The sequence below is a fragment of the Streptomyces diastatochromogenes genome (assembly GCF_002242805.1).
GTDB lineage: Bacteria > Actinomycetota > Actinomycetes > Streptomycetales > Streptomycetaceae > Streptomyces > Streptomyces diastatochromogenes.
Genome location: NZ_MCGQ01000024.1, coordinates 1 through 19881 on the forward strand (window position 1 = coordinate 1; position 19881 = coordinate 19881).

13 protein-coding genes are annotated in these 19881 nt (G+C 72.3%); 3 read left to right on the forward strand and 10 right to left on the reverse strand.

Annotated features, from left to right (window positions below; all coding sequences use genetic code 11):
- Window positions 1–48: 48 nt before the first annotated feature.
- From BEK98_RS48655 to BEK98_RS28000, 5 genes are all read right to left on the reverse strand, one after another.
- Entirely contained in the window at window positions 49–261 is a 213-nt protein-coding gene (locus tag BEK98_RS48655; RefSeq protein ID WP_143684165.1) for a hypothetical protein, read from the reverse strand.
- Window positions 262–398: 137 nt separating this feature from the next.
- Window positions 399–722 (reverse strand): hypothetical protein, encoded by a 324-nt coding sequence (locus BEK98_RS27985; RefSeq protein ID WP_094219467.1) that lies wholly within the window; start codon window positions 720–722, stop codon window positions 399–401.
- The gene (locus BEK98_RS27990; RefSeq protein WP_053664703.1) at window positions 719–1087 is read right to left on the reverse strand and encodes a WhiB family transcriptional regulator; all 369 of its coding nucleotides are present in this window, start codon (window positions 1085–1087) and stop codon (window positions 719–721) included. Before BEK98_RS27990 ends, BEK98_RS27985 begins: the two co-directional genes overlap by 4 nt.
- Before the next feature lie 174 nt (window positions 1088–1261).
- A complete protein-coding gene (locus tag BEK98_RS27995) occupies window positions 1262–1582 on the reverse strand; it encodes a hypothetical protein (protein ID WP_094219468.1) in 321 nt (106 codons plus the stop codon).
- Window positions 1583–1746: 164 nt separating this feature from the next.
- A complete protein-coding gene (locus BEK98_RS28000; RefSeq protein WP_425276629.1) occupies window positions 1747–3969 on the reverse strand; it encodes an ATP-dependent DNA helicase UvrD2 in 2223 nt (740 codons plus the stop codon).
- 185 nt (window positions 3970–4154) lie between these two features.
- Here BEK98_RS28000 and BEK98_RS28005 point away from each other — a divergent pair, with 185 nt between their 5' ends.
- Window positions 4155–4397 carry a mycoredoxin gene (locus BEK98_RS28005; protein WP_094219470.1) on the forward strand — a complete coding sequence of 81 codons (243 nt, stop codon included), beginning with the start codon at window positions 4155–4157 and terminating at the stop codon, window positions 4395–4397.
- Window positions 4398–4496: 99 nt separating this feature from the next.
- On the opposite strand, the gene nudC is transcribed toward BEK98_RS28005, so the two are convergent.
- The 5 genes from nudC to BEK98_RS28035 form a co-directional block, all read right to left on the reverse strand.
- Window positions 4497–5441, reverse strand: a complete 945-nt coding sequence (gene nudC, locus BEK98_RS28010; RefSeq protein WP_094219471.1) for an NAD(+) diphosphatase — start codon at window positions 5439–5441, stop codon at window positions 4497–4499.
- A 155-nt stretch (window positions 5442–5596) separates the two neighbouring features.
- Complete coding sequence (locus BEK98_RS28015) at window positions 5597–7000, reverse strand: dipeptidase (protein ID WP_094219472.1); 1404 nt, start codon at window positions 6998–7000, stop codon at window positions 5597–5599.
- Between the two features lie 47 nt (window positions 7001–7047).
- The gene (locus tag BEK98_RS28020) at window positions 7048–10608 is read right to left on the reverse strand and encodes an ATP-dependent helicase (protein ID WP_094219473.1); all 3561 of its coding nucleotides are present in this window, start codon (window positions 10606–10608) and stop codon (window positions 7048–7050) included.
- A 115-nt stretch (window positions 10609–10723) separates the two neighbouring features.
- Window positions 10724–14488 (reverse strand): ATP-dependent helicase, encoded by a 3765-nt coding sequence (locus tag BEK98_RS28025; RefSeq protein WP_244202021.1) that lies wholly within the window; start codon window positions 14486–14488, stop codon window positions 10724–10726.
- 266 nt (window positions 14489–14754) lie between these two features.
- A complete protein-coding gene (locus tag BEK98_RS28035) occupies window positions 14755–15141 on the reverse strand; it encodes an MGMT family protein (protein ID WP_094219474.1) in 387 nt (128 codons plus the stop codon).
- A gap of 186 nt (window positions 15142–15327) precedes the next feature.
- Here BEK98_RS28035 and BEK98_RS28040 point away from each other — a divergent pair, with 186 nt between their 5' ends.
- Both BEK98_RS28040 and BEK98_RS28045 read left to right on the forward strand, forming a co-directional pair.
- Window positions 15328–18231, forward strand: a complete 2904-nt coding sequence (locus BEK98_RS28040) for a lysylphosphatidylglycerol synthase transmembrane domain-containing protein (RefSeq protein WP_094219475.1) — start codon at window positions 15328–15330, stop codon at window positions 18229–18231.
- 100 nt (window positions 18232–18331) lie between these two features.
- Window positions 18332–19876 (forward strand): alpha/beta hydrolase, encoded by a 1545-nt coding sequence (locus BEK98_RS28045; RefSeq protein ID WP_094219476.1) that lies wholly within the window; start codon window positions 18332–18334, stop codon window positions 19874–19876.
- The last annotated feature ends 5 nt before the right edge of the window (window positions 19877–19881 follow it).

Here is a 19881-nt window from a genome sequence, read left to right on the forward strand (position 1 = left end):
GGGGGGGGGGGAGGGAGGGGGGAGGGGGAGGGCCCCGGAGAAGCGTTCTCACCACCAGGCCGAGTCCAGCCGCCCCTCGATCGCCCGTAGGTTCTCCCGGGCGCAGACGTCGCAGAAGTACTGGCGGACGCCGTTCTCCACGGAGCAGGTCCAGGTGGCCGGCTGGGAGCCGCCGGCAGGGGCGCCGCAGCGGGCGCACACGAGGGGGCGGGGCTCCGTGGTGGAGCCGCCCTGATCACTTCCTCCGGGAGGACTCGTCACTCGCCGACGATAACTCCCCGACCGGCGGATCGCCGTGCACAACGCACCGCGGAGGCCGGTCCGTTCGGTCGGACCGGCCCCCGCGGGGAAGGCTTCGCCTCCCTGTGCCGGGAGGCCACCGCTTCGAGTGTGCTGGGTTACTGCATGACGGCCATGGCGAGCGCACGGCGGGCGCGCATCGAGGCGCGTTCCGCCCGGCGCTGCATCCGCCGGGCGGTCACCAGGCGCATGGCCCGGCGTTCCTGCTCGGCCTCATGCAGGCGCTCGTGCATATGCGCACGGGCCAGGGCTTCTGGGATGAGTTGCATCTCTCGGGTCCTGTTCTGACGCGAGCCGGTCGCGCCGTTCATGGTGAAGTCTGGGGTGGCGAAGCCGGTGGGCTCGCTGGTGGACGGCTTCATCGGGGCCTGCTTCTTGGGGTCGTGCGTGAGGGGGCGGTCGATCGTTCCTGCGGTGTTCATGCCGTGACCGGGTTCTTGCGCGGGCGGCCACGGGGCCGCTTGCGGGCGACGACGACGCCCTGGACGAACAGCTCGCCACCCCAGACGCCCCAGGGCTCACGCCGCTCCTTGGCGCCGGCGAGGCAGGCCTCGATCAGCGGGCAAGTGCGGCAGAGGGACTTGGCGTACTCGACGTCCGCCGGCGACTCCGCGAAGAAGACCTCGGGGTCGTAGGAGCGGCAGGGGACGGGTACGCCGAGGTTCTCGATGGCGTCGTCGAGCGCGGTGAGCGCGGTGAGGGGGATCAAGGTGGAGTCCTCCGTGAGGCCGGGCGGGGGGATCGTTTGTGAAGGCGGTACGGACGGGGCGTGCGCTTCGAGTTGCACGGTTGGTCTTCCTCGTCTGGTCGTTCCGGCCGGTTGACCGGGTGTCGGCTTGGTACCGGGTTCTTTCCTTGTCCCGAGGCCCCTTCGCCCTGTTGTCCCCGTTCGGGGCAAACAGAAGGGCCGCGGATCCCGGATGGGGTTCCGCGGCCCTGAAGGCGCCGGCCTGATCGGCGATCAGGCTGGATCACTCCAGGGTTCTGGCCCACGGAAGGCCCACATCAGGTGGTGCTGCGTCGTCTGCTTCCGGAATCCGGCACCGGCTGCCGCGAAGGCATAGGCATGTGCCCGTGCCACTACCGCTTCCAGTGCCTTGGTCGGTCGCTCATTGCGCTCACGGATGGGAAGACCCGCGAGAGACAGGGAGGACGCCGGACGGGCGGCACGAATGCCGGACAGACCGGTGCCCTGGTTCGAGGCGCCGAGCATGCACGTGGAGACGGTCGAGCGATCGGTCAGTTTGGCCGTGCTGATGGAGCTGGTGTTGATGCTGATCACTGGACTCGCCTCCTCTCGGCGTCTTGGGGACTGGGGTGAGCCAGTCCGTTCGGATATGCAAGTACAACACGGAATCAGCGCCTCCGAGAAGGCCGCTGTTTCCGTGCCTAGAACCTATGGGGATTGCTGGGGCATGCGCAAACTATTTTTTCGACGAGTTCGCATCAGTCGTCCTCGTCACCTTCCCCGCCCTCTTGACCTGCGCAGATGGCCAGAACTTCGGTTCCGTAGCGCTGTAGCTTGCGGCTGAGGACGCCAGGGATGCGGGAGAGTTCGGCCGGGCTGTCGGGCCGTGCCTCGGCGATGGCCATCAGGGTCCGGTCCGTGAAGACGCAGAAGTCCGGTTGGCCGCTGCTCCGGGCCTGGACCGCTCGCCATGTGCGCAGCCGCTCGTAGATGCCTTCGTCCATGTCGGAGGGGCAGTCCTCGCAGCGCATCAGTTTCATCTCGCCGGCGTCGGTGAGGGTGCGGCCGCAGACGCGGCAGCGGGCCGGGGTGCGCTGGGCGCGCCGGGGTATGGCCGGGATCTCTGTGAGGGTGCCGCGCTCGATGCCTCCGGTGGCTCCCGCGCCGGTGCGGCCGACGGTGGCGGTCGAGCCGGGGCGCAGGCCGTCGAGGAAGTGGCTGGGCCTGCGGTTGGGGCGGCCGCCGGGTGAGCGGGACAGGGACCAGGAGAGGTGGAGCCGTTCTCTGGCGCGGGTCACGCCGACGTAGAGGAGGCGGCGCTCTTCTTCGATCTGTTCGTCCGTCTTCGCGTAGGTGATCGGCACCATTCCCTCGGCGATGCCGACCAGGAAGACGACGTCCCACTCCAGGCCCTTGGCCGCGTGCAGGGAGGCCAGGGTGACGCCTTGGACGGTGGGGGCGTGCTGGGCGTTGGCCCGCTCGTCGAGTTCTGTCACGAAGTCGCCGAGGGTGGCCTTCGGGTGGGCGGCGGCGAAGTCGTGGGCGAGGTTGACGAGGGCGGCGAGTGATTCCCAGCGTTCTCTGGCGGCGCCGGAGCCGGCGGGGGGTTCGCTGGTCCAGCCGTCTCCGGAGAGCACGGCGCGCACCTGGCTGGGCAGGTCAACGGCGTCGTCGAGCAGGGAGTCGTTGCCGCCGAAGCGGGCTGCGCCGCGCAGGGCGATGCCTGCTTTGCGTACTTCGGGGCGGTCGAAGAAGCGTTCGGCGCCGCGGAGCTGGTAGGGGACTCCGGCGTCGGCGAGGGCTTGTTCGTAGGTCTCGGACTGGGAGTTGGTGCGGAAGAGGATGGCGATCTCGGCGGCTGGGACGCCGGCGTCGATCAGTTCGCGGATGCGGCGGGCGGCGCCTTCGGCCTCGGCGGGTTCGTCGGTGTACTCGGTGTAGACGGGGTCGGGGCCCGCGGGGCGCTGGGAGACGAGTTCCAGCCGGTGGTCTGCGGCGCGACCGCTTGCCTGGGCGAGCAGTCCGTTGGCGAGGTGGACGACCTGGGGGGTGGAGCGGTAGTCGCGGACCAGTTTGACGACGGTGGCGCCGGGGTGGCGGGCGCGGAAGTCGAGGAGGTGGTCGGGTGTTGCTCCGGTGAACGAGTAGATCGTCTGGCTGGCGTCGCCGACGACGCACAGGCTGTCGCGGTTGCCGAGCCAGAGGTCCAGGAGTCGCTGCTGGAGGGGGCTGACGTCCTGGTATTCGTCGACGACGAAGTGCTGGTACTGGGTGCGGACCTGTTCGGCGATGTCGTGTCGGTCTTGGAGGACGGCGACGGTGAGCAGCAGGACGTCTTCGAAGTCGATGACGGCGCGGTCGCGTTTGAGGTCTTCGTAGGCGGCGTAGAGGTGGGCGATCTCGGCGGGGTCGCGTGGGGTGTCGCGGCCTGCCTTTGCTGCCGCGTACGGGTAGTCGGCGGGGACGGTCTGGGTGACCTTGGACCATTCGATCTCGGCGGTGGCGTCCCGCAGCTCGCCGCGGTCGAGGCGGAGCTTGCAGGCGGCGGCCGCGTCGGCGACGAGTTGGATCTTGCGGTCGACGAGTCGGGGCATGGAGCCACCGATCGCTTTCGGCCAGAAGTACTGGAGCTGGCGCAGGGCGGCGGAGTGGAAGGTGCGGGCCTGGACGCCGTGGGCGCCGAGCTGGCGCAGGCGGCCGCGCATCTCGCCTGCGGCTCGGTTGGTGAAGGTGACGGCGAGCACGCTGGACGGCTGGAGGATCCCGGCACGCACCCCGTAGGCGATGCGGTGGGTGATCGCCCGGGTCTTGCCCGTGCCTGCTCCGGCCAGGACGCACACCGGGCCGTGCAGGGCGGTGGCCACCTCGCGCTGCTCGGGGTCGAGCCCTTCGAGCACCGCGTCGGGCCCACTCGGCGGAGCCGAGTACGGGGAACCGCCGGGACCCTGCGGGAAGAGGGTGGAGTGCGTTGCTGGTGTCACATGGCCATGCTGCCAGGTCGTCCGGGACTGCTGTGCCGGTTGTCCACAGGCGGGCCGTCGCAGTCGTACTAATGCGGCAGGTGTCACAGCCGGGGGCCGGATACCCCAGGCGGGAATGCCCTGCCGGTCCCTTACGTTGTGTGCTTGCACAACCTTCCCCGAGCTGCCTGAGGAGCGCGAGAGACATGCAGGGCACTGTGACGATGTACAGCACGACTTGGTGTGGCTACTGCCAGCGGCTGAAGAAGCAGCTGGACCGCGAGGGCATCGCCTACACCGAGATCAACATCGAGCAGGACCCGGAGTCCGCCGCTTTCGTGGAGAAGGCGAATGGCGGAAACCAGACGGTCCCGACCGTGCTCTTCGGTGACGGCTCCACGCTGACGAACCCGTCGCTGGCGCAGGTGAAGCAGAAGCTCGCCGCGTAACAGGCCGGTTCCGGCTTGTGGGAAAGGCGGCTCCTGAGGCTGTTGGTGCCTCAGGAGCCGCCTTTTTGTGTCTTGTCCCACACGGGCGTGCCCGTGGCCTCAGATGAAGCTCCTCGTCGGCAGCGGCTTGCCGTACCACATCTCGATCAGGCGGGCGGCGATGGAGATGCCGTACGGGGGCAGTACCTCGCCGGCCTCGAAGGCCGCGTGCAGTTCCTCGCGGGAGAACCAGCGGGCCTCGTGGATCTCGTCGCCGTCGACGTCGATGTCGGTGGTGGTGGCGCGGGCCATGAAGCCCAGCATGAGGCTGGACGGGAAGGGCCAGGGCTGGCTGGCCACGTACTCGACGGGGCCGACGGTGATGCCGGCCTCCTCGAAGACCTCGCGGCGTACCGACTGCTCGATGGACTCGCCGGGTTCGACGAAGCCGGCGAGTGTGGAGAAGCGGCCCTCGGGCCAGTGGACCTGGCGGCCGAGCAGGATCCGGTCGTCCTCGTCGGTGACGGCCATGATCACGGCGGGGTCGGTGCGCGGGTAGTGCTCGGCGCCGCAGGCCTGGCAGCGGCGGATGTGGCCGGCGGCGGCGATGACCGTGCGCTCGCCGCAGCGGGAGCAGAAGCGGTGGGTGCGCTGCCAGTTCTCCAGGCCGACCGCGTGCACCATGAGGCCCGCGTCCCGCGGTGACAGCAGCAGTCCGGCTTCGCGCAGGCCTGCCGGGCGGGCGGACTGGTCGATGCGGCCGGGCAGTGCGTCCTTCTGGAGGGCGAAGTAGCTGACGCCGTCCTCGTCGATGCCGAGGAAGTAGCGGTGGGCCTCGGTGAGGGGTGCCTCGAAGGAGGGGGTCATGACGAGTTCGGTCCGGCCGTCGGGCGTCTCGTCGATGAGTACCTGGCCGCCGGAGACCACGAAGCAGCGGGTGGCGGGGTGGCTCCATGCCGCTGCGAGCCAGGCCTCGTCGAGCCGGTGGTGGGCGGCTCGGTCGATGCCGCTCGGGGCGGTGAGCGAGATGGGTCGTTCGGCGGTGTGGTCGGTCCAGGTGGTCACAGGTGCTTCCAACTCCCCCAATGGAACGGTTCGTTTCGGCGGGCGGTTCGGGCGGGTCGTAGGGCGGGACGGCACCGGGCCGGGCTCGGGCGGGCGTGCGGGCGGTCCTTCCAGTGTGCCCCGCGCGCGATGCGGTCCCGTTCGGCGTCTGCCGGTCAGGGGGCGTGACGCCAGTTCTCGGCGAGGTCACCCCACAGGTAGGCGCTGGTTTCGACGCCTTTGAGGAGGAGGTCGAGTTCGACCTTCTCGTTCGGGGCGTGCCAGCCGTCGGAGGGGACGGAGATGCCCAGGAAGAGGACGGGGGCGCCGAGGACCTCCTGGAGGTCGGCGGCGGGTCCGGAGCCGCCCTCGCGGGTGTAGCGGACCGGGCTCTGGAAGGCGCGGCCCATGGCGCGGACCACGGACTGCAGCGCGGGGTGGTCGAGCGGGGTCAGGCAGGGGCGCGTGGCGGGGCCGAAGCTGATCTCGAGCCGGATCCCGGCGGGTATCTGCTGTGCCGCCCAGTCTCGGACGGCCTTCTCGATGTGGTCGGGGTCCTGGCCGGCGACCAGGCGGAAGGACAGCTTCACCATGGCCGAGGAGGGGATGATCGTCTTGCTGCCGGGGCCCTGGTAGCCACCGCCGATGCCGTTGACCTCGACGGTCGGGCGGGCCCAGATGCGCTCCAGGGTGGTGTGCCCGGCCTCGCCGTGGGTGGCGTACGACTTGGCGGTGCGCAGCCACTGCTCCTCGTCGAACGGCAGCTCGGCGAACAGCTCGCGTTCGCGGTCGGTCAGCTCCGCTATGCCGTCGTAGAAGCCGGGGACGGCCACGCGCGCGTGCTCGTCGTGCAGGGCGGCCACCAGGCGGGCGGCGGCGGTGGCCGGGTTGGGGACGGCGCCGCCGAAGGAGCCGGAGTGGATGTCCTGGTCGGGGCCGTACAGCCGGATCTCGCACTCGGCGAGGCCGCGCATGCCGGTGCAGACGGTCGGGGTGTCCTCGGACCACATGCCGGTGTCGGAGACGATCACGGCGTCGGCGGCGAGCCGGTCGGCGCGTTCCTCGACGAGGGCCCGGAAGTGCTCGGAGCCGGACTCCTCCTCGCCCTCGATCAGCAGCTTCAGGTTGACCGCGGGGGCGGTGCGGCCGGTGGCGGCGAGGTGGGCGCGGACGCCGAGTGTGTGGAAGAACACCTGGCCCTTGTCGTCGGCCGCCCCGCGCGCGTAGAGGCGGTTGTCCCGGATGACGGGCTCGAAGGGTTCGCTGTCCCAGCCGTCCTCGCGGGCGGCGGGCTGTACGTCGTGGTGGCCGTAGACGAGGACGGTGGGCGCCTGGGGGTCGCCCGAGGGCCACTCGGCGAAGACGGCGGGGGCGCCCGGGGTCGGCCAGACCTCGGCGGTCGGGAAGCCGGTCTCCTTGAGCTGGGCGGCGAGCCAGTCGGCGCTGTCGCGTACGTCGGGCGCGTGGTCGGGCTGGGCCGACACGGAGGGGATGCGCAGCCATGCGGCGAGGTCGTCGAGGAAGGCGGCGCGGTGCTGCTCGATGTACGTACGGACGGCGCTGTCCGGGGTCTGGCTCATGCTCACGAGCCTATCGGCCCGCACGGACATCCTCGGCGGGCGGTTCGTCACACTGGGGATCCTTTACGTGCCCCTTGTGTGTCCCCCGGGGGATCACCGGTGAGCAGCCGTTCCAGGGCGGCCCGGTCGGGCAGGTCCTCGGGGCGTACGACCTCGCCGCTGCGCACGTACAGGAAGACGGCTGTGACCGACTCGGGCGGCACGCCCTGCTGCTCGGCCCAGGCCAGCCGGTACACGGCGAGCTGGAGCGGGTCGGCGGTGCGGGTGCGGCTGGTCTTCCAGTCGACGATCTCGTAGGTCGCGGCGTCGCCGTCGCCGTTGCGGTAGACGGCGTCAATGCGGCCGCGTACGACGCGGCCGGCGAGGGTGAGCTGGAAGGGGGCCTCGATCCGGTACGGGGTGCGGTGGGCGTACTCGGTGCGTTCGAAGGCGTCCTTGAGGGCTTCGAGGTCGCGTTCGTCGGCGATCTCGGCCTCGCTGCCGGGCAGCTCGTCCGGCTCCAGCATGGGCAGTGTCAGTTCCTCGAAGCGTGCTTCGACCCAGGCGTGGAAGCGGGTGCCCCGGCGCGCGGCGGGTTGCGGGGGGCGCGGCAGGGGGCGTGCGAGTTCCTGTGCGAGCCCGTCCGGGTCCTCGGCGAGACGCAGCAGCTGGGATGCCGTCAGTGTGGCCGGAAGGGGAACGTCCGTGACGCTCTGCCGGGCGCGCAGCAGCTCGCCGGTGAGCGCGTCGAGGTCGCGGTCCCAGGAGTCGAGGGTGCGGGCTTCCTCGGGTGTGAGGGGCGCGGGGTGTTCGGGCTCGGTGGGGTGGGTGTGTGCGCCGGCGCGAGCGGGCTCGGCCGGGGCGGGCGCCTGGTGGGGGACGGTCGGCCGCTCGGCGGTCCAGGAGTCCCAGTCGACGGGCTCCTCCGGGGAGGTGGCGCCGTCGTCGTACGGTGCCTCGTCGGCGATGGGGTCCTGGTCGTACGGGAACTCTTCGCCGTAGGGGTCCTCGTCGTCCGTCGGGGCGGGCCAGTCGGGGTCTTCCTCGTCCGGCGGGGCGGGCCAGTCCGGGTCGTCGAAGGCGGCGGGGTCGTGGGTGGCGGGCGGGTGGCCGTCCTGGCGGGCGGCGAGGGTGTCCAGGTGGGTGAGGACGGTCTCGGCGGCGGCGCGGCGGCGGGCCAGGGCCGCGTCGTCCAGGGGCAGGGGCCACGCCTGGTCGGCGGTGGCCGTGTGCAGGGCCGGGTTCTCCTCGTCCTCGGCGGGTTCGTCGGCCCATGCCTCGATCTCGCCGTACCCGGCGGCGCAGTGGTCGTGGAGGGCCTGGAGGAAGTCGGAGGGTCCCCGTGGCTTCTTCTGGCTGGGCCCCCACCAGTGGCCGGAGCCGAGGAGGAGGGAGCGGGGGCGGGTGAAGGTGACGTAGCCGAGGCGGAGTTCCTCAGTGTGCTGGTGCTCCTTCATGGCCTCGTGGAAGGCCTTCATGCCCCGGGAGTCCCAGGAGTCGATGTCGGGCAGGGTGTCGGTGTCGCCGCGCAGGGCGTGCGGCAGCACCTTGGCCTGCGCGGTCCACTTCTCGCGGCCCTGGGCGCTGGGGAAGGTGCCGTTGACCAGTCCGGGGACGGCGACGACGTCCCACTCCAGGCCCTTCGACTTGTGCGCGGTGAGCACCTTGACGGTGTTCTCGCCGCCGGGCAGGGCGTTGTCGAGGCCCTTCTCGTACTGGGCGGCGGTGCGCAGGAAGCCGAGGAAGGCCAGCAGTGTGGCCTCGCCGTCGCCGGCCGCGAACGAGGCCGCGACGTCGAGGAAGTTGGACAGGGTCTCGCGGCGGCGGGCGGCGAGCGCGTGCGGGGACGCCGACAGCTCCACCTCCAGGCCGGTGACCGCGAGGACGCGGTGCAGGACGTCCATCAGCGGGTCGGACAGGGAGCGGCGCAGGTCGCGCAGTTCGGCGGCCAGGCGGGCGAAGCGCACGCGCGCGTCCGGGGAGAACGGCAGCCCGTCGTCGTCCCCGTCGCCCTCGTCGAGGGGTGCCTCCAGGAAGGTGTCCAGGGCGTCCGCGAGCGATATCACCTCGGACGGGTCGACGCCTTCGACGGCCTCGGCGAGCCTGCGGTCGGGGTCGTCGGTGTCGCCCGCGCGCGTGTGGGCGACCAGCAGCCGGGCGCGGCGGCCGAGGAGGGCGAGGTCGCGGGGGCCGATGCGCCAGCGCGGGCCGGTCAGCAGGCGGACCAGGGAGGCGTTGGCTCCGGGGTCCTGGAGGACTTCGCAGACGGCGACGAGGTCGGCGATCTCGGGCAGGTGCAGCAGCCCGGAGAGGCCGACGACCTCCACGGGGATGTCGCGGGCGACGAGGGCGCCCTGGATCTCGGCGAAGTCGGTGGCCGTGCGGCACAGTACGGCGATCTCGCCGGGGGCCTTGTCGGTGCGCACGAGGTGGGCGATGGAGTCGGCGATCCAGTCGATCTCCTCCGCGTGGGTGGGCAGCAGGGCGCAGCGGACCGTGCCGTCGTGTTCGGCGCCGGGGGCCGGGCGGAGGGCTTCCACGCCCGCGTGCATGGCGCGCAGCGGTTCGGCGAGGCCGTTGGCGAGGTCGAGGAGGCGGCCGCCGCTGCGGCGGTTCTCGCTGAGCGCCTGCCGGGTGGCGGAGCTGCCGTCGGCGTGGGCGAAGTGCTCGGGGAAGTCGTCCAGGTTGGCGACGGAGGCGCCGCGCCAGCCGTAGATGGCCTGGCAGGGGTCGCCGACGGCGGTCACCGGGTGGCCCGTGCCGCCGCCGAACAGGCCCGACAGCAGGACACGCTGGGCCACGGAGGTGTCCTGGTACTCGTCCAGGAGCACCACGCGGAACTCCTCGCGCAGCAGCCGGCCCACCTCGGGGATGCCGGCGAGGCGGGCGGACAGGGCGATCTGGTCGCCGAAGTCGAGCAGATCGCGTTCGCGCTTGGCGGCCCGGTAGCGCACGACGAGGCCGGCGAGTTCGCGGCGGGCGGCGGCGGTCTCGGGGATCCTGCGCAGGTCGGCGTTGGTGAGCTTGGCGCTCTCCAGGGTGTGCAGCAGGCCGGCGTCCCAGGCGCGCAGTCGCCCGGGGTCCACGAGGTGTTCGGCGAGTTCGGAGTCGAGGGTGAGCAGGTCGCTGACGAGGTCGGCGAAGGAGCGGGTCAGCGCCGGGTAGGGCCCGGGGGCCTCACGCAGCACGCGCGCGGCGAGCTGGTAGCGGGTGGCGTCGGCCAGCAGCCGGGAGGTCGGCTCGAGGCCGATGCGCAGGCCGTGGTCGGTCAGCAGGCGGCCGGCGAAGGCGTGGTACGTCGAGATCACCGGCTCGCCGGGCGGATTGTCCGGGTCGATGACGTCGGGGTCGGTGACACCGGCCTTGATCAGTGCCTTGCGGACGCGTTCGGCGAGTTCGCCCGCGGCCTTGTTGGTGAAGGTCAGGCCGAGGACCTGTTCGGGGGCGACCTGGCCGGTGCCGACCAGCCAGACCACTCGGGCCGCCATCACGGTGGTCTTGCCCGAACCGGCTCCGGCCACGATCACCTGCGGTGCGGGCGGCGCGGTGATGCAGGCCGTCTGCTCCGGGGTGAACGGGATGCCGAGGAGCTCCTTGAGCTGCTCGGGGTCGGTGATACGGGCGGGCATGTCGTCAGAGGCTAGCGGCGGGCACTGACAACCGCGGACGGATCAGCTGCCCGGGGAGGAAGAGACGCAGGTCAGCGCCTTGGGTGCCGTACGTCACCCTCGCTCCTGGCGCGGGTCACTCGACCACGTGCCGTCCCTCGGGCCGCGCGCTGCAGGAGGCGCGGAACGCACAGTGCGTGCAGTGCTGTCCGGCCGTCGGCGCGAACCGCTCGTCCAGGACCTTTCCGGCGGCGGTGGCCAGCAGGTCGCCGACCCACTCCCCCGCCAGCGGCTCCTGGGCCTGCACCTTGGGCAGGGTCTCGCCGCCGTCCCGCTTGGCCGCGCCCTGCCTGAGGTGCACCAGTTCGGCGCCGCCGGGCTCGGGTCGTACGCCGTCGAAGGCGGTGTCGACGGCGCCTTCACGGACGGCGAGCTGGTAGACGGCGAGCTGGGGATGGCGGGCCACCTCGGCGCCGCTGGGGGCCTGCTTGCCGGTCTTGAAGTCCACGACGTAGGCGCGGCCCTCGCCGTCCGCCTCGACGCGGTCCATCTGGCCGCGGATGCGGACCTGGTAGTCGCCCGCTTCGAGGGTGACGTCGAAGTCCTGCTCGCTCGTCACCGGGGTGCGGCCGGTGCGGTCCAGTACGTGCCAGTTCAGGAAGCGTTCGAGCGCCGCGCGCGCGTTGCCCTTCTCCTGCGCGGACTTCCAGGGCGCGTCGAAGGCGAGAGCGTTCCACACGGAATCCAGGCGTTCCATGAGCACGTCGAGGTCGGCGGGGGTGCGGCCGGAGGCGACCTCGTCGGCGAGGACGTGGACGACGTTGCCGAAGCCCTGGGCGGCGGTGGCGGGCGCGTCGGCCTTCACCTCGCGGCCCAGGAACCACTGAAGGGCGCACGTGTTGGCGAGCTGGTCGAGGGCGCTGCCGGAGAGTACGACGGGCTGGTCGCGGTGGCGCAGCGGCACCTTGCTCTCGGTCGGCTCGAACATGCCCCACCAGCGGTAGGGATGCGCGGACGGCACCAAGGGGCGGCCGTCCTCGTCGGCGAGCGCGGCGAGCCTCGCCAGACGGCGGGCGGCGGCCTCCCGCAGGGCGGCCGAGGCGCGCGGGTCGACGGTGGTGGCACGCAGCTCGGCGACGAGCGCGGCCACGGACAGCGGACGGCGCGGGCGGCCGGTGACGTCCCGGGGTTCGACACCCAGCTCGGTCAGGAAACGGGAGGGCTGGTCGCCGTCGTCGGCCGGTGCCTTCACGGCGGTGACGACGAGACGGTCACGCGCGCGCGTGGCGGCCACGTAGAACAGGCGGCGCTCCTCGGCGAGCAGCGCGCCCGGGGTGAGCGGTTCGGCGAGTCCGTCGCGGCCGATGCGGTCGGCCTCCAGGAGGGAGCCACGGCGGCGCAGATCGGGCCACAGACCCTCCTGGACGCCGGCGACGACGACCAGCCGCCATTCCAGGCCCTTGGCGCGGTGCGCGGTCATCAGGCGGACGGCGTCGGGGCGCACGGCGCGGCGGGTGAGGGTGTCGGCGGCGATGTCCTCGGCATCGATCTCCTCCAGGAAGTTCAGGGCGCCGCGGCCTCCGGTGCGCTCCTCCGCGCGCGCGGCCGTGGCGAACAACGCGCACACGGCGTCCAGGTCGCGGTCCGCGTTACGGCCGGCCGCACCACTGCGCCGGGCGGCCCGCTCCAGGCGCGCGGGCCAGGGCGTGCCCTCCCACAGGTCCCACAGCGCCTCCTCGGCCGTGCCGCCACCCGCGAGGCGCTCGCGGGCCTTACGAAGCAGCGCGCCCAGGCGCTGCGCCCCCCGCGCGTACGCCGGGTCGTGCGCGACCAGGCGCTCGGGTTCGGCGAGCGCCCGCGCGAGCAGCTCGTCCGAGGGCGGCGGCAACGGATTCCCGGCGGCCCGCTCCTCCTCGCGCAGGGCACGCCCGAGGCGGCGCAGGTCGGCGGTGTCCATGCCGGCGAGCGGGGAGGCGAGGAGGGTGAGGGCGGTTTCGGCGTCGAGCCAGAAGGTGTTGGCGGGCGGCTCGGCGGCGGCTGGCTCGGCGGCGGGCGCATGGGTGCCGGTTTCGGCGGTGCCGTGCGTGGCGGCCTCGGTGGGCTCACTGGGGTCGGCGTGGGCAGAGCCCTCCGTGTCCGCCCCCGCAGACGCCGGCCCGTCGACCTCAGCAGACCCCTCGTCGGCCTCGGCAGACGCCTGGGCCACGGCTTCGGCAGTGCCGTCCCTGCCGGGCTCGGCAGACGCACGGGTACCGGCGGGGGTGGAGCCCTCCGTGTCCGCCCCCGCAGACGCCAGCCCGTCGAGTTCGACTGACCCCTCCGTGTCGGCCTTGGCAGACGCCAGCCCGTCGGCTTGCGCAGCCCCCTCCGTATCGGCCTTGGCAGACGCCTGAGCCGCGGCTCCGGCAGTGCCGTCCGTGTCGGCCTCGGCATGCACCTGGGCCCCGGCCCCGGCAGTCGATGCCCCCTCCGCTTCGCCGGACGCACCCTCCTGGGGACTCCGGGCCGCCTCCGCCGTGGCCACCGCCCTGAGTGCCGTGAGCAGGGGGGCGACCGCCGGCTCGTGGCGCAGGGGCAGGTCGTCGCCGTCGATGTCCAGGGGGACGCCGGCGGCGGTGAGGGTGCGGCGGAGGGTCGGGATGGTGCGGGAGCCGGCGCGTACGAGGACGGCCATGTCGCTCCAGGGGACGCCGTCCTCCAGGTGCGCGCGGCGCAGGATGTCGGCGATGTTGTCCAGTTCCGTACCTGCCGTCGGGTACGTGTAGACCTCGACGCGGCCGCCGTCCCGCACGGCTGCCGGCTCGCGGTGGGCGCGCACCTTCTCGGCGGGCAGCCGGGGCAGCGGCATGCGCTGGGTGATCAGCCGGGTCGCGGCCAGCAGGGCGGCGCCGGAGCGGCGGGAGGTGCGCAGCACCTCGACGGGGGCCGGGCGGCCGCCCGCGCGCGGGAAGGCCGCCGGGAAGTCGAGGATGCCGTTCACGTCGGCGCCCCGGAACGTGTAGATCGACTGGTCGGGGTCGCCGAGGGCGACCAGGGTCCGTCCGCCGCCGGCCAGGGCCTGCAGGAGCCGTACCTGGGCGGGGTCGGTGTCCTGGTACTCGTCGACGTACACGGCGTCGTACCGGGCGGCGAGCTGTGCCGCGACCTCGGGGCGGTGGGCGAGCAGCACCGCGCGGTGGACCAGTTCGGCGTAGTCGATGACGCCCTGCAGGTCGAGGACGTCCAGGTACTCGGCGAGGAAGGCGGCGGCCGCGCGCCAGTCGGGGCGGCCGATGCGGCGGGCGAAGGCGTCCAGCGCACCGGGGCCGAGGCCCAGCTCGCGGCTGCGGGCGAGGACGGCGCGGACCTCGTCGGCGAAGCCGCGCGTGGTCAGGCAGGCGCGCAGCTCGTCCGGCCAGCGCACGTGGTCGAGGCCGAGCCGCTCCAGCTCGGGCTGCCCGGCGAGCAGCTCGCGGACGGTGACGTCCTGCTCGGGGCCGGAGAGCAGGCGCAGCGGCTCCGCGAACAGGCCGCTGTCCTGGTGGGCGCGGACCAGGGCGTAGCAGTACGAGTGGAAGGTGGTCGCCCGGGGAGCGCGGGCCGCACCGATGCGCAGGGCCATGCGGTCGCGCAGGTCGACGGCGGCCTTGCGGCTGAACGTCAGCACCAGGATCCGCTCCGGGTCCCCGCCACGGGCGATTCGCGCGGCCACGGACTCCACCAGGGTGGTGGTCTTGCCGGTGCCCGGACCTGCGAGAACGAGCAGCGGTCCGGTCCGGTGGTCAACCACGGCGCGCTGTGCGGCGTCCAGAAGAGGGGGATCGACTGCGGTGGGCGGGGTACGGACCAGTCGGTAAGCGCCACGGTTCCCCTGCCGCACCGAGGGGTGCGGCAGGCGCCTGGTGGAGGAAGAGGAGCTCACGTGGTTCGCCGGTCCTGGTGGTTGTGCTGGTGGGCGGGCGGTCACGCGTGCGAGGCGGTGGCCGCGGGGTGAGGGGGACACGTGCAGCCGACGCTACGCCGCCGCCCCGGACGGAAGCAGGGCTTCCGCTTCTTCCCTCGCGGCCCTCGTGGCCCTCGCGTCACGTGGGTCCCTCACCACACGAACGTACGTCATGCCACGGACGTCCCCCCTGTCCCTCGTACGGGCCACGGGTTCCCCTCGACGGCATCCGATGGCGGAAGCTGTCAGGTGTGACCCTCCGCGACCGTGCCGCCGTCCCATCGGGCCCGTCTCATGTCGAGCCGCGGCAGATGGCCCTCGGTGGTCCTGCCCGCCTGCTTCAGAGGCGTGCCCTCCGCGCGGTAGTGATCGAGGGCACGCAGTTCGTGGCCGGGCAGCAGCACCCCGTCCGCGCGCACCACGCGCCACCAGGGGACGGCGCCGCCGTAGAGGGCCATCACCCGGCCCACCTGGCGGGGTCCGCCCTCTTCGAGCCACTCGGCGACATCGCCGTACGTCATGACCCGGCCCGGCGGAATCCGCTCGGCGACCTCCAGGACCCGCTCGGCGTACTCCGGCAACGCGTCCGCGTACCCCTCTCGGGTGTCCTCGGCAGGGCTCTGCTCGCTCATTCGCCCCATCCTGCCGCACCCCACCGACAACGCGGCGCGGAAGTCCGGGCCAGGGCCCCTCGCCCTTGGCCGGCGCTTCCGGCAGACTGTCCGCCCGCCCATCCGCACCCTGATGCCCGCGTGTGCCGGTGGGGCATGCCACCATCGTGCGGGCGGTGACTGGTGATACGAGACCAAGAAGAGACCATGAAGCAGCAGGGCGTGCACCCCGAAGGCGCGGAGGGCATCCCTGACGCTTCCGCGCGTCCCGACACCGCCCGCTCCGGTCAGACCGACACCGGTGCGGCGGACGAGACCGACCGCGGTGCTACGGGCCGGGACGACACCGGTGCCACGCGCAAGGACGCGCGCGCGGACGACGTTACGCACGAGGACGGCACGCGTACGCGCGCGGACGACACCAGCGACACCGGCGGCAGCGGCGGCGGCACCGATGGGGCGGACGCCCCTGGGAACCCGCCCGCCGACGAGCGCCCGGACGCCTGTGCCGACGATCCTCACCCGGAGGAGGTCGAAGGCGACGAACCACTCCTCCCCGCGCGCGTGCACCGTCCCTCCGACCTCATGCGGTTCCTGGTGGGCGTGCTCGCCATCGTCGTGCTGCTCGCGATCGCCGCGTTCGCGCACGGCACCACCTCGGGTCTCGAACAGGACATCAACAAGGGCACCGGGCAGGCCCCGGACCTGCTGATCAAGATCGCGGGACTCGCGTCCAGCATCGCGATCCTCCTGGTGCCGGTCGCCTTCGCGATCGAACGGCTGATCAAACGGGACGGGCTGCGGATCGCCGACGGCGTCCTCGCGGCCGTCCTCGCGCACGGTGTGACCCTCGCCACCGACCTGTGGGTCGCTCGAGCCGCCCCGGACTCCATCCAGGAGGCGCTCACCCAGCCCTCACCGGGCGACATCCACGCCCTGACCGACCCGGTGCACGGCTATCTCGCGCCCGTCATCGCCTATATGACGGCCGTCGGCATGTCCCGCAGACCCCGATGGCGCGCGGTGCTGTGGATCGTGCTGCTGCTCGACGCGTTCTCGATGCTGGTCACCGGCTACACGACCCCGTTCTCGATCATCCTGACGGTGCTGATCGGCTGGACCGTCGCCTACGGCACGCTGTACGCGGTCGGCTCGCCCAATGTCCGCCCCACCGGCCGGACCCTGATGGCGGGCCTCAGGCACGTCGGCTTCCACCCCGTCAGCGCGGCCCGCGAGGAGTCCGTGGAGTCGGAGAACGGCGACCGCGGGCGGCGCTACTTCGTCACCCTGGAGGACGGCCCGCCGCTGGACGTCACGGTCGTCGACCGGGAGCAGCAGGCCCAGGGCTTCTTCTACCGCGCCTGGCGCAACCTGACCCTGCGCGGCTTCGCCACCCGCTCCAGCCTCCAGTCGCTGCGCCAGGCGCTGGAGCAGGAGGCGCTGCTCGCGTACGCGGCGATCGCGGCGGGCGCCAACGCGCCCAAGCTGATCGCCACCTCCGAACTCGGTCCGGACGCGGTGATGCTCGTCTACGAGCACACCGGCGGGCGCACGCTGGACTCGCTGCCGGACGAGGAGATCACCGACGAACTGCTGCGCCACACCTGGCACCAGGTGCAGGCGCTGCAGTCCCGGCGCATCGCGCACCGCAGGCTGGCCGGTGACGCGATTCTGGTGGATCGTTCCGGCAGGGTGATCCTCTCCGAGCTGCGCGGCGGCGAGATCGCGGCCGGCGAGCTGCTGCTGCGCATGGACGTCGCCCAGCTGGTCACCACACTGGGTCTGCGGGTGGGCGCCGAGCGGGCCGTGGCCTCCGCCGTCGGGGTGCTCGGCCCGGACGCGGTCGCCGACTGCCTGCCGATGCTGCAGCCCATCGCGCTGACGCGCTCCACGCGCGCGACCCTGCGAAAACTGGCCCGGGAGCGGGCCCAGCGTGAACGCGAGGCGGTGCTGGAGGCGTCCCGGCAGGCCAAGCAGGCCCGTCTGGCGGAGGCCTCCGAGACGGCCGGGCCGGTGCTCGAAAAACCCGACAAGAAGACGGTCCGGGCCGAGCAGCGGGCCGAGAAGCGGGCCCTGGACGAAGCCCTCGACGAGGCCCGCGAGGAGGATCTGCTCACGCAGATCCGCCACGAGGTGCTGCTGATCCGGCCGCAGGCCCCCGTGGAGCCGGCCCGTCTGGAGCGGGTGCGGCCGCGCACGCTGATCAGCTTCATCGCCGGTGCCATCGGTGCGTACTTCCTGCTGACCCAGCTCACCCACATCGAGTTCGGACCGCTGATCGCCAACGCCCAGTGGGGCTGGGTGATCGCCGCGGTGCTGTTCTCCGCGCTCAGTTACGTGGCCGCCGCGATGGCGCTGCTGGGGTTCGTGCCGGAGCGGGTGCCGTTCCTGCGGACGGCGGCGGCCCAGGTCGCCGGGTCCTTCGTGAAGATCGTCGCGCCGGCCGCGGTCGGCGGTGTCGCCCTGAACACGCGCTTCCTGCAGCGCCAGGGTGTGCGCCCGGGGCTCGCGGTGGCGAGCGTCGGCGCGTCGCAGCTGTTCGGGCTCGGCTGCCACATCCTGATGCTGCTGTCCTTCGGTTACCTGACCGGCACCGAGAAGACGCCGTCGCTGTCGCCGTCCCGGACGGTCATCGCGGGTCTGCTGACCGTGGCGGTGCTGGTGCTCGTGGTGACCTCGGTGCCGTTCCTGCGGAAATTCGTCGTCACGCGCGTGAGGTCGCTGTTCGCCGGTGTCGTGCCGCGCATGCTCGACGTGCTCCAGCGGCCGCAGAAGCTGGTCACCGGCATCGGCGGCATGCTGCTGCTGACCTTCTGCTTCGTGATGTGCCTGGACGCCTCCATCCGGGCGTTCGGCGACACCTCGACCTCGCTGAGCATCGCCAGTGTCGCCGTGGTCTTCCTCGCCGGAAACGCGCTCGGCTCCGCGGCGCCCACCCCGGGCGGCGTCGGCGCGGTCGAGGCGAGCCTGACGCTCGGCCTGATCGCCGTCGGCCTTCCCAAGGAGGTCGCCGCACCGGCCGTCCTGCTGTTCCGGCTGCTGACGCTGTGGCTGCCGGTGCTGCCCGGCTGGCTCGCCTTCAACCAGCTCACGCGCAAGGGCGCCCTGTAGGGCGCGCCTGCACGAAACGGGCCTCCACAGCAGGCCAGGGGCGTACCTCGTACGGCCCGTGCCCCGCGCGCGGCGGCGTGCGCGCGCGCAGGATGGGTACATGGCGAACCCCTCCCGGCTGCGTGCCGTCGCTCTGACCACCAGCGCCGTGCTGCTGGCCGCCCTGCTGGCCGGATGCAGCGAAGGCGCCAAGGACGGGGACCTCACGGCACAGAAGCTGGACTGGCAGGACTGCCCGGTCCCGTCGGAGGCGGAGGGCGGCGGCACCTCCCCGTCCCCGCTGCCCAACGGCGCCAAGTGGCAGTGCGCCACCATGAAGGCGCCCCTGGACTGGAGCAAGCCCAAGGGCGACACCATCGACATCGCCCTGATCCGCGCCAAGGCCACCGGCGACCCGAGCCGGCGGATCGGCTCGCTCATCTTCAACTTCGGCGGCCCCGGCGGCAGCGGCGTCGCCACGCTGCCCGCCTTCGGCGCGGACTACACCACCCTGAACACCCGCTACGACCTGGTGAGCTTCGACCCGCGCGGGGTCGGCCGCAGCGCGCCCGTGAAGTGCGAGAGCGACTCCCAGCTCGACGCGTACTTCCAGCAGGACGCGACCCCCGACGACAGCGCCGAACGCACCCAGCTGCTGGACCGCACCAAACAGTTCAACTCGGCCTGCGAGAAGCACTCCAAGAAGATCCTGCCGCAGGTGCGCACCACCGACGCGGCCCGCGACATGGACCTGATGCGCCAGGTCCTCGGCGACGACAAGCTGCACTACTTCGGCATCTCCTACGGCACCGAACTCGGCGGCGTCTACGCCCACCTGTTCCCGAAGAACGTCGGCCGGGCGGTCTTCGACGCGGTCGTCGACCCCACCCAGGACCCCGAACAGAGCGCGCTCGGACAGGCCAAGGGCTTCCAGCTCGCGCTCGACAACTTCGCCGAGGACTGCACCTCCAAGAAAGAGGAGTGCCCGATCGGGGACACCCCGCAGGACGTCAAGGACCGCATCGCCAAACTGCTGGCGGACCTGGAGAAGAAGCCGATCCCCGGCATCTTCCCGCGACAGCTGACCCAGACCGCCGCGACCAACGGCATCGCGCAGTCCCTGTACTCCAAGGACTTCTGGGAGTACCTCACCGAGGGGCTCCAGCAGGCGTACGAGGGCGACGGCAAGATCCTGATGCTGCTGTCCGACTCGATGAACGGGCGCAGCGAGAACGGCGAGTACAGCAACATCACCGCGGCCAACATCGCCATCAACTGCTCCGACGAGAAGCCGCGGTACACCGCGGACTACGTGCAGCAGAAGCTGCCCGAGTTCCGTGCCGCCTCCCCGGTGTTCGGCGACTACCTGGCCTGGGGCATGGTCAGCTGCACCGACTGGGCCGTGCCCGGTGCCGCCGACCACCCCGACGTCAGCGCGCCCGGATCGGCGCCCATCCTCGTCGTCGGCAACACCGGCGACCCCGCCACCCCCTACGCGGGCGCGAAGAGGATGGTGGACGCGCTCGGCAAGGGCGTCGCCGTGGAGCTGACGTACAAGGGCCAGGGGCACGGGGCGTACGACAGCAAGAACAAGTGTGTGCAGAGCGCGGTGAACGACTACCTGCTGGACGGGAAGGTGCCGAAGGCCGGCACGGTCTGCTCCTAGCATCC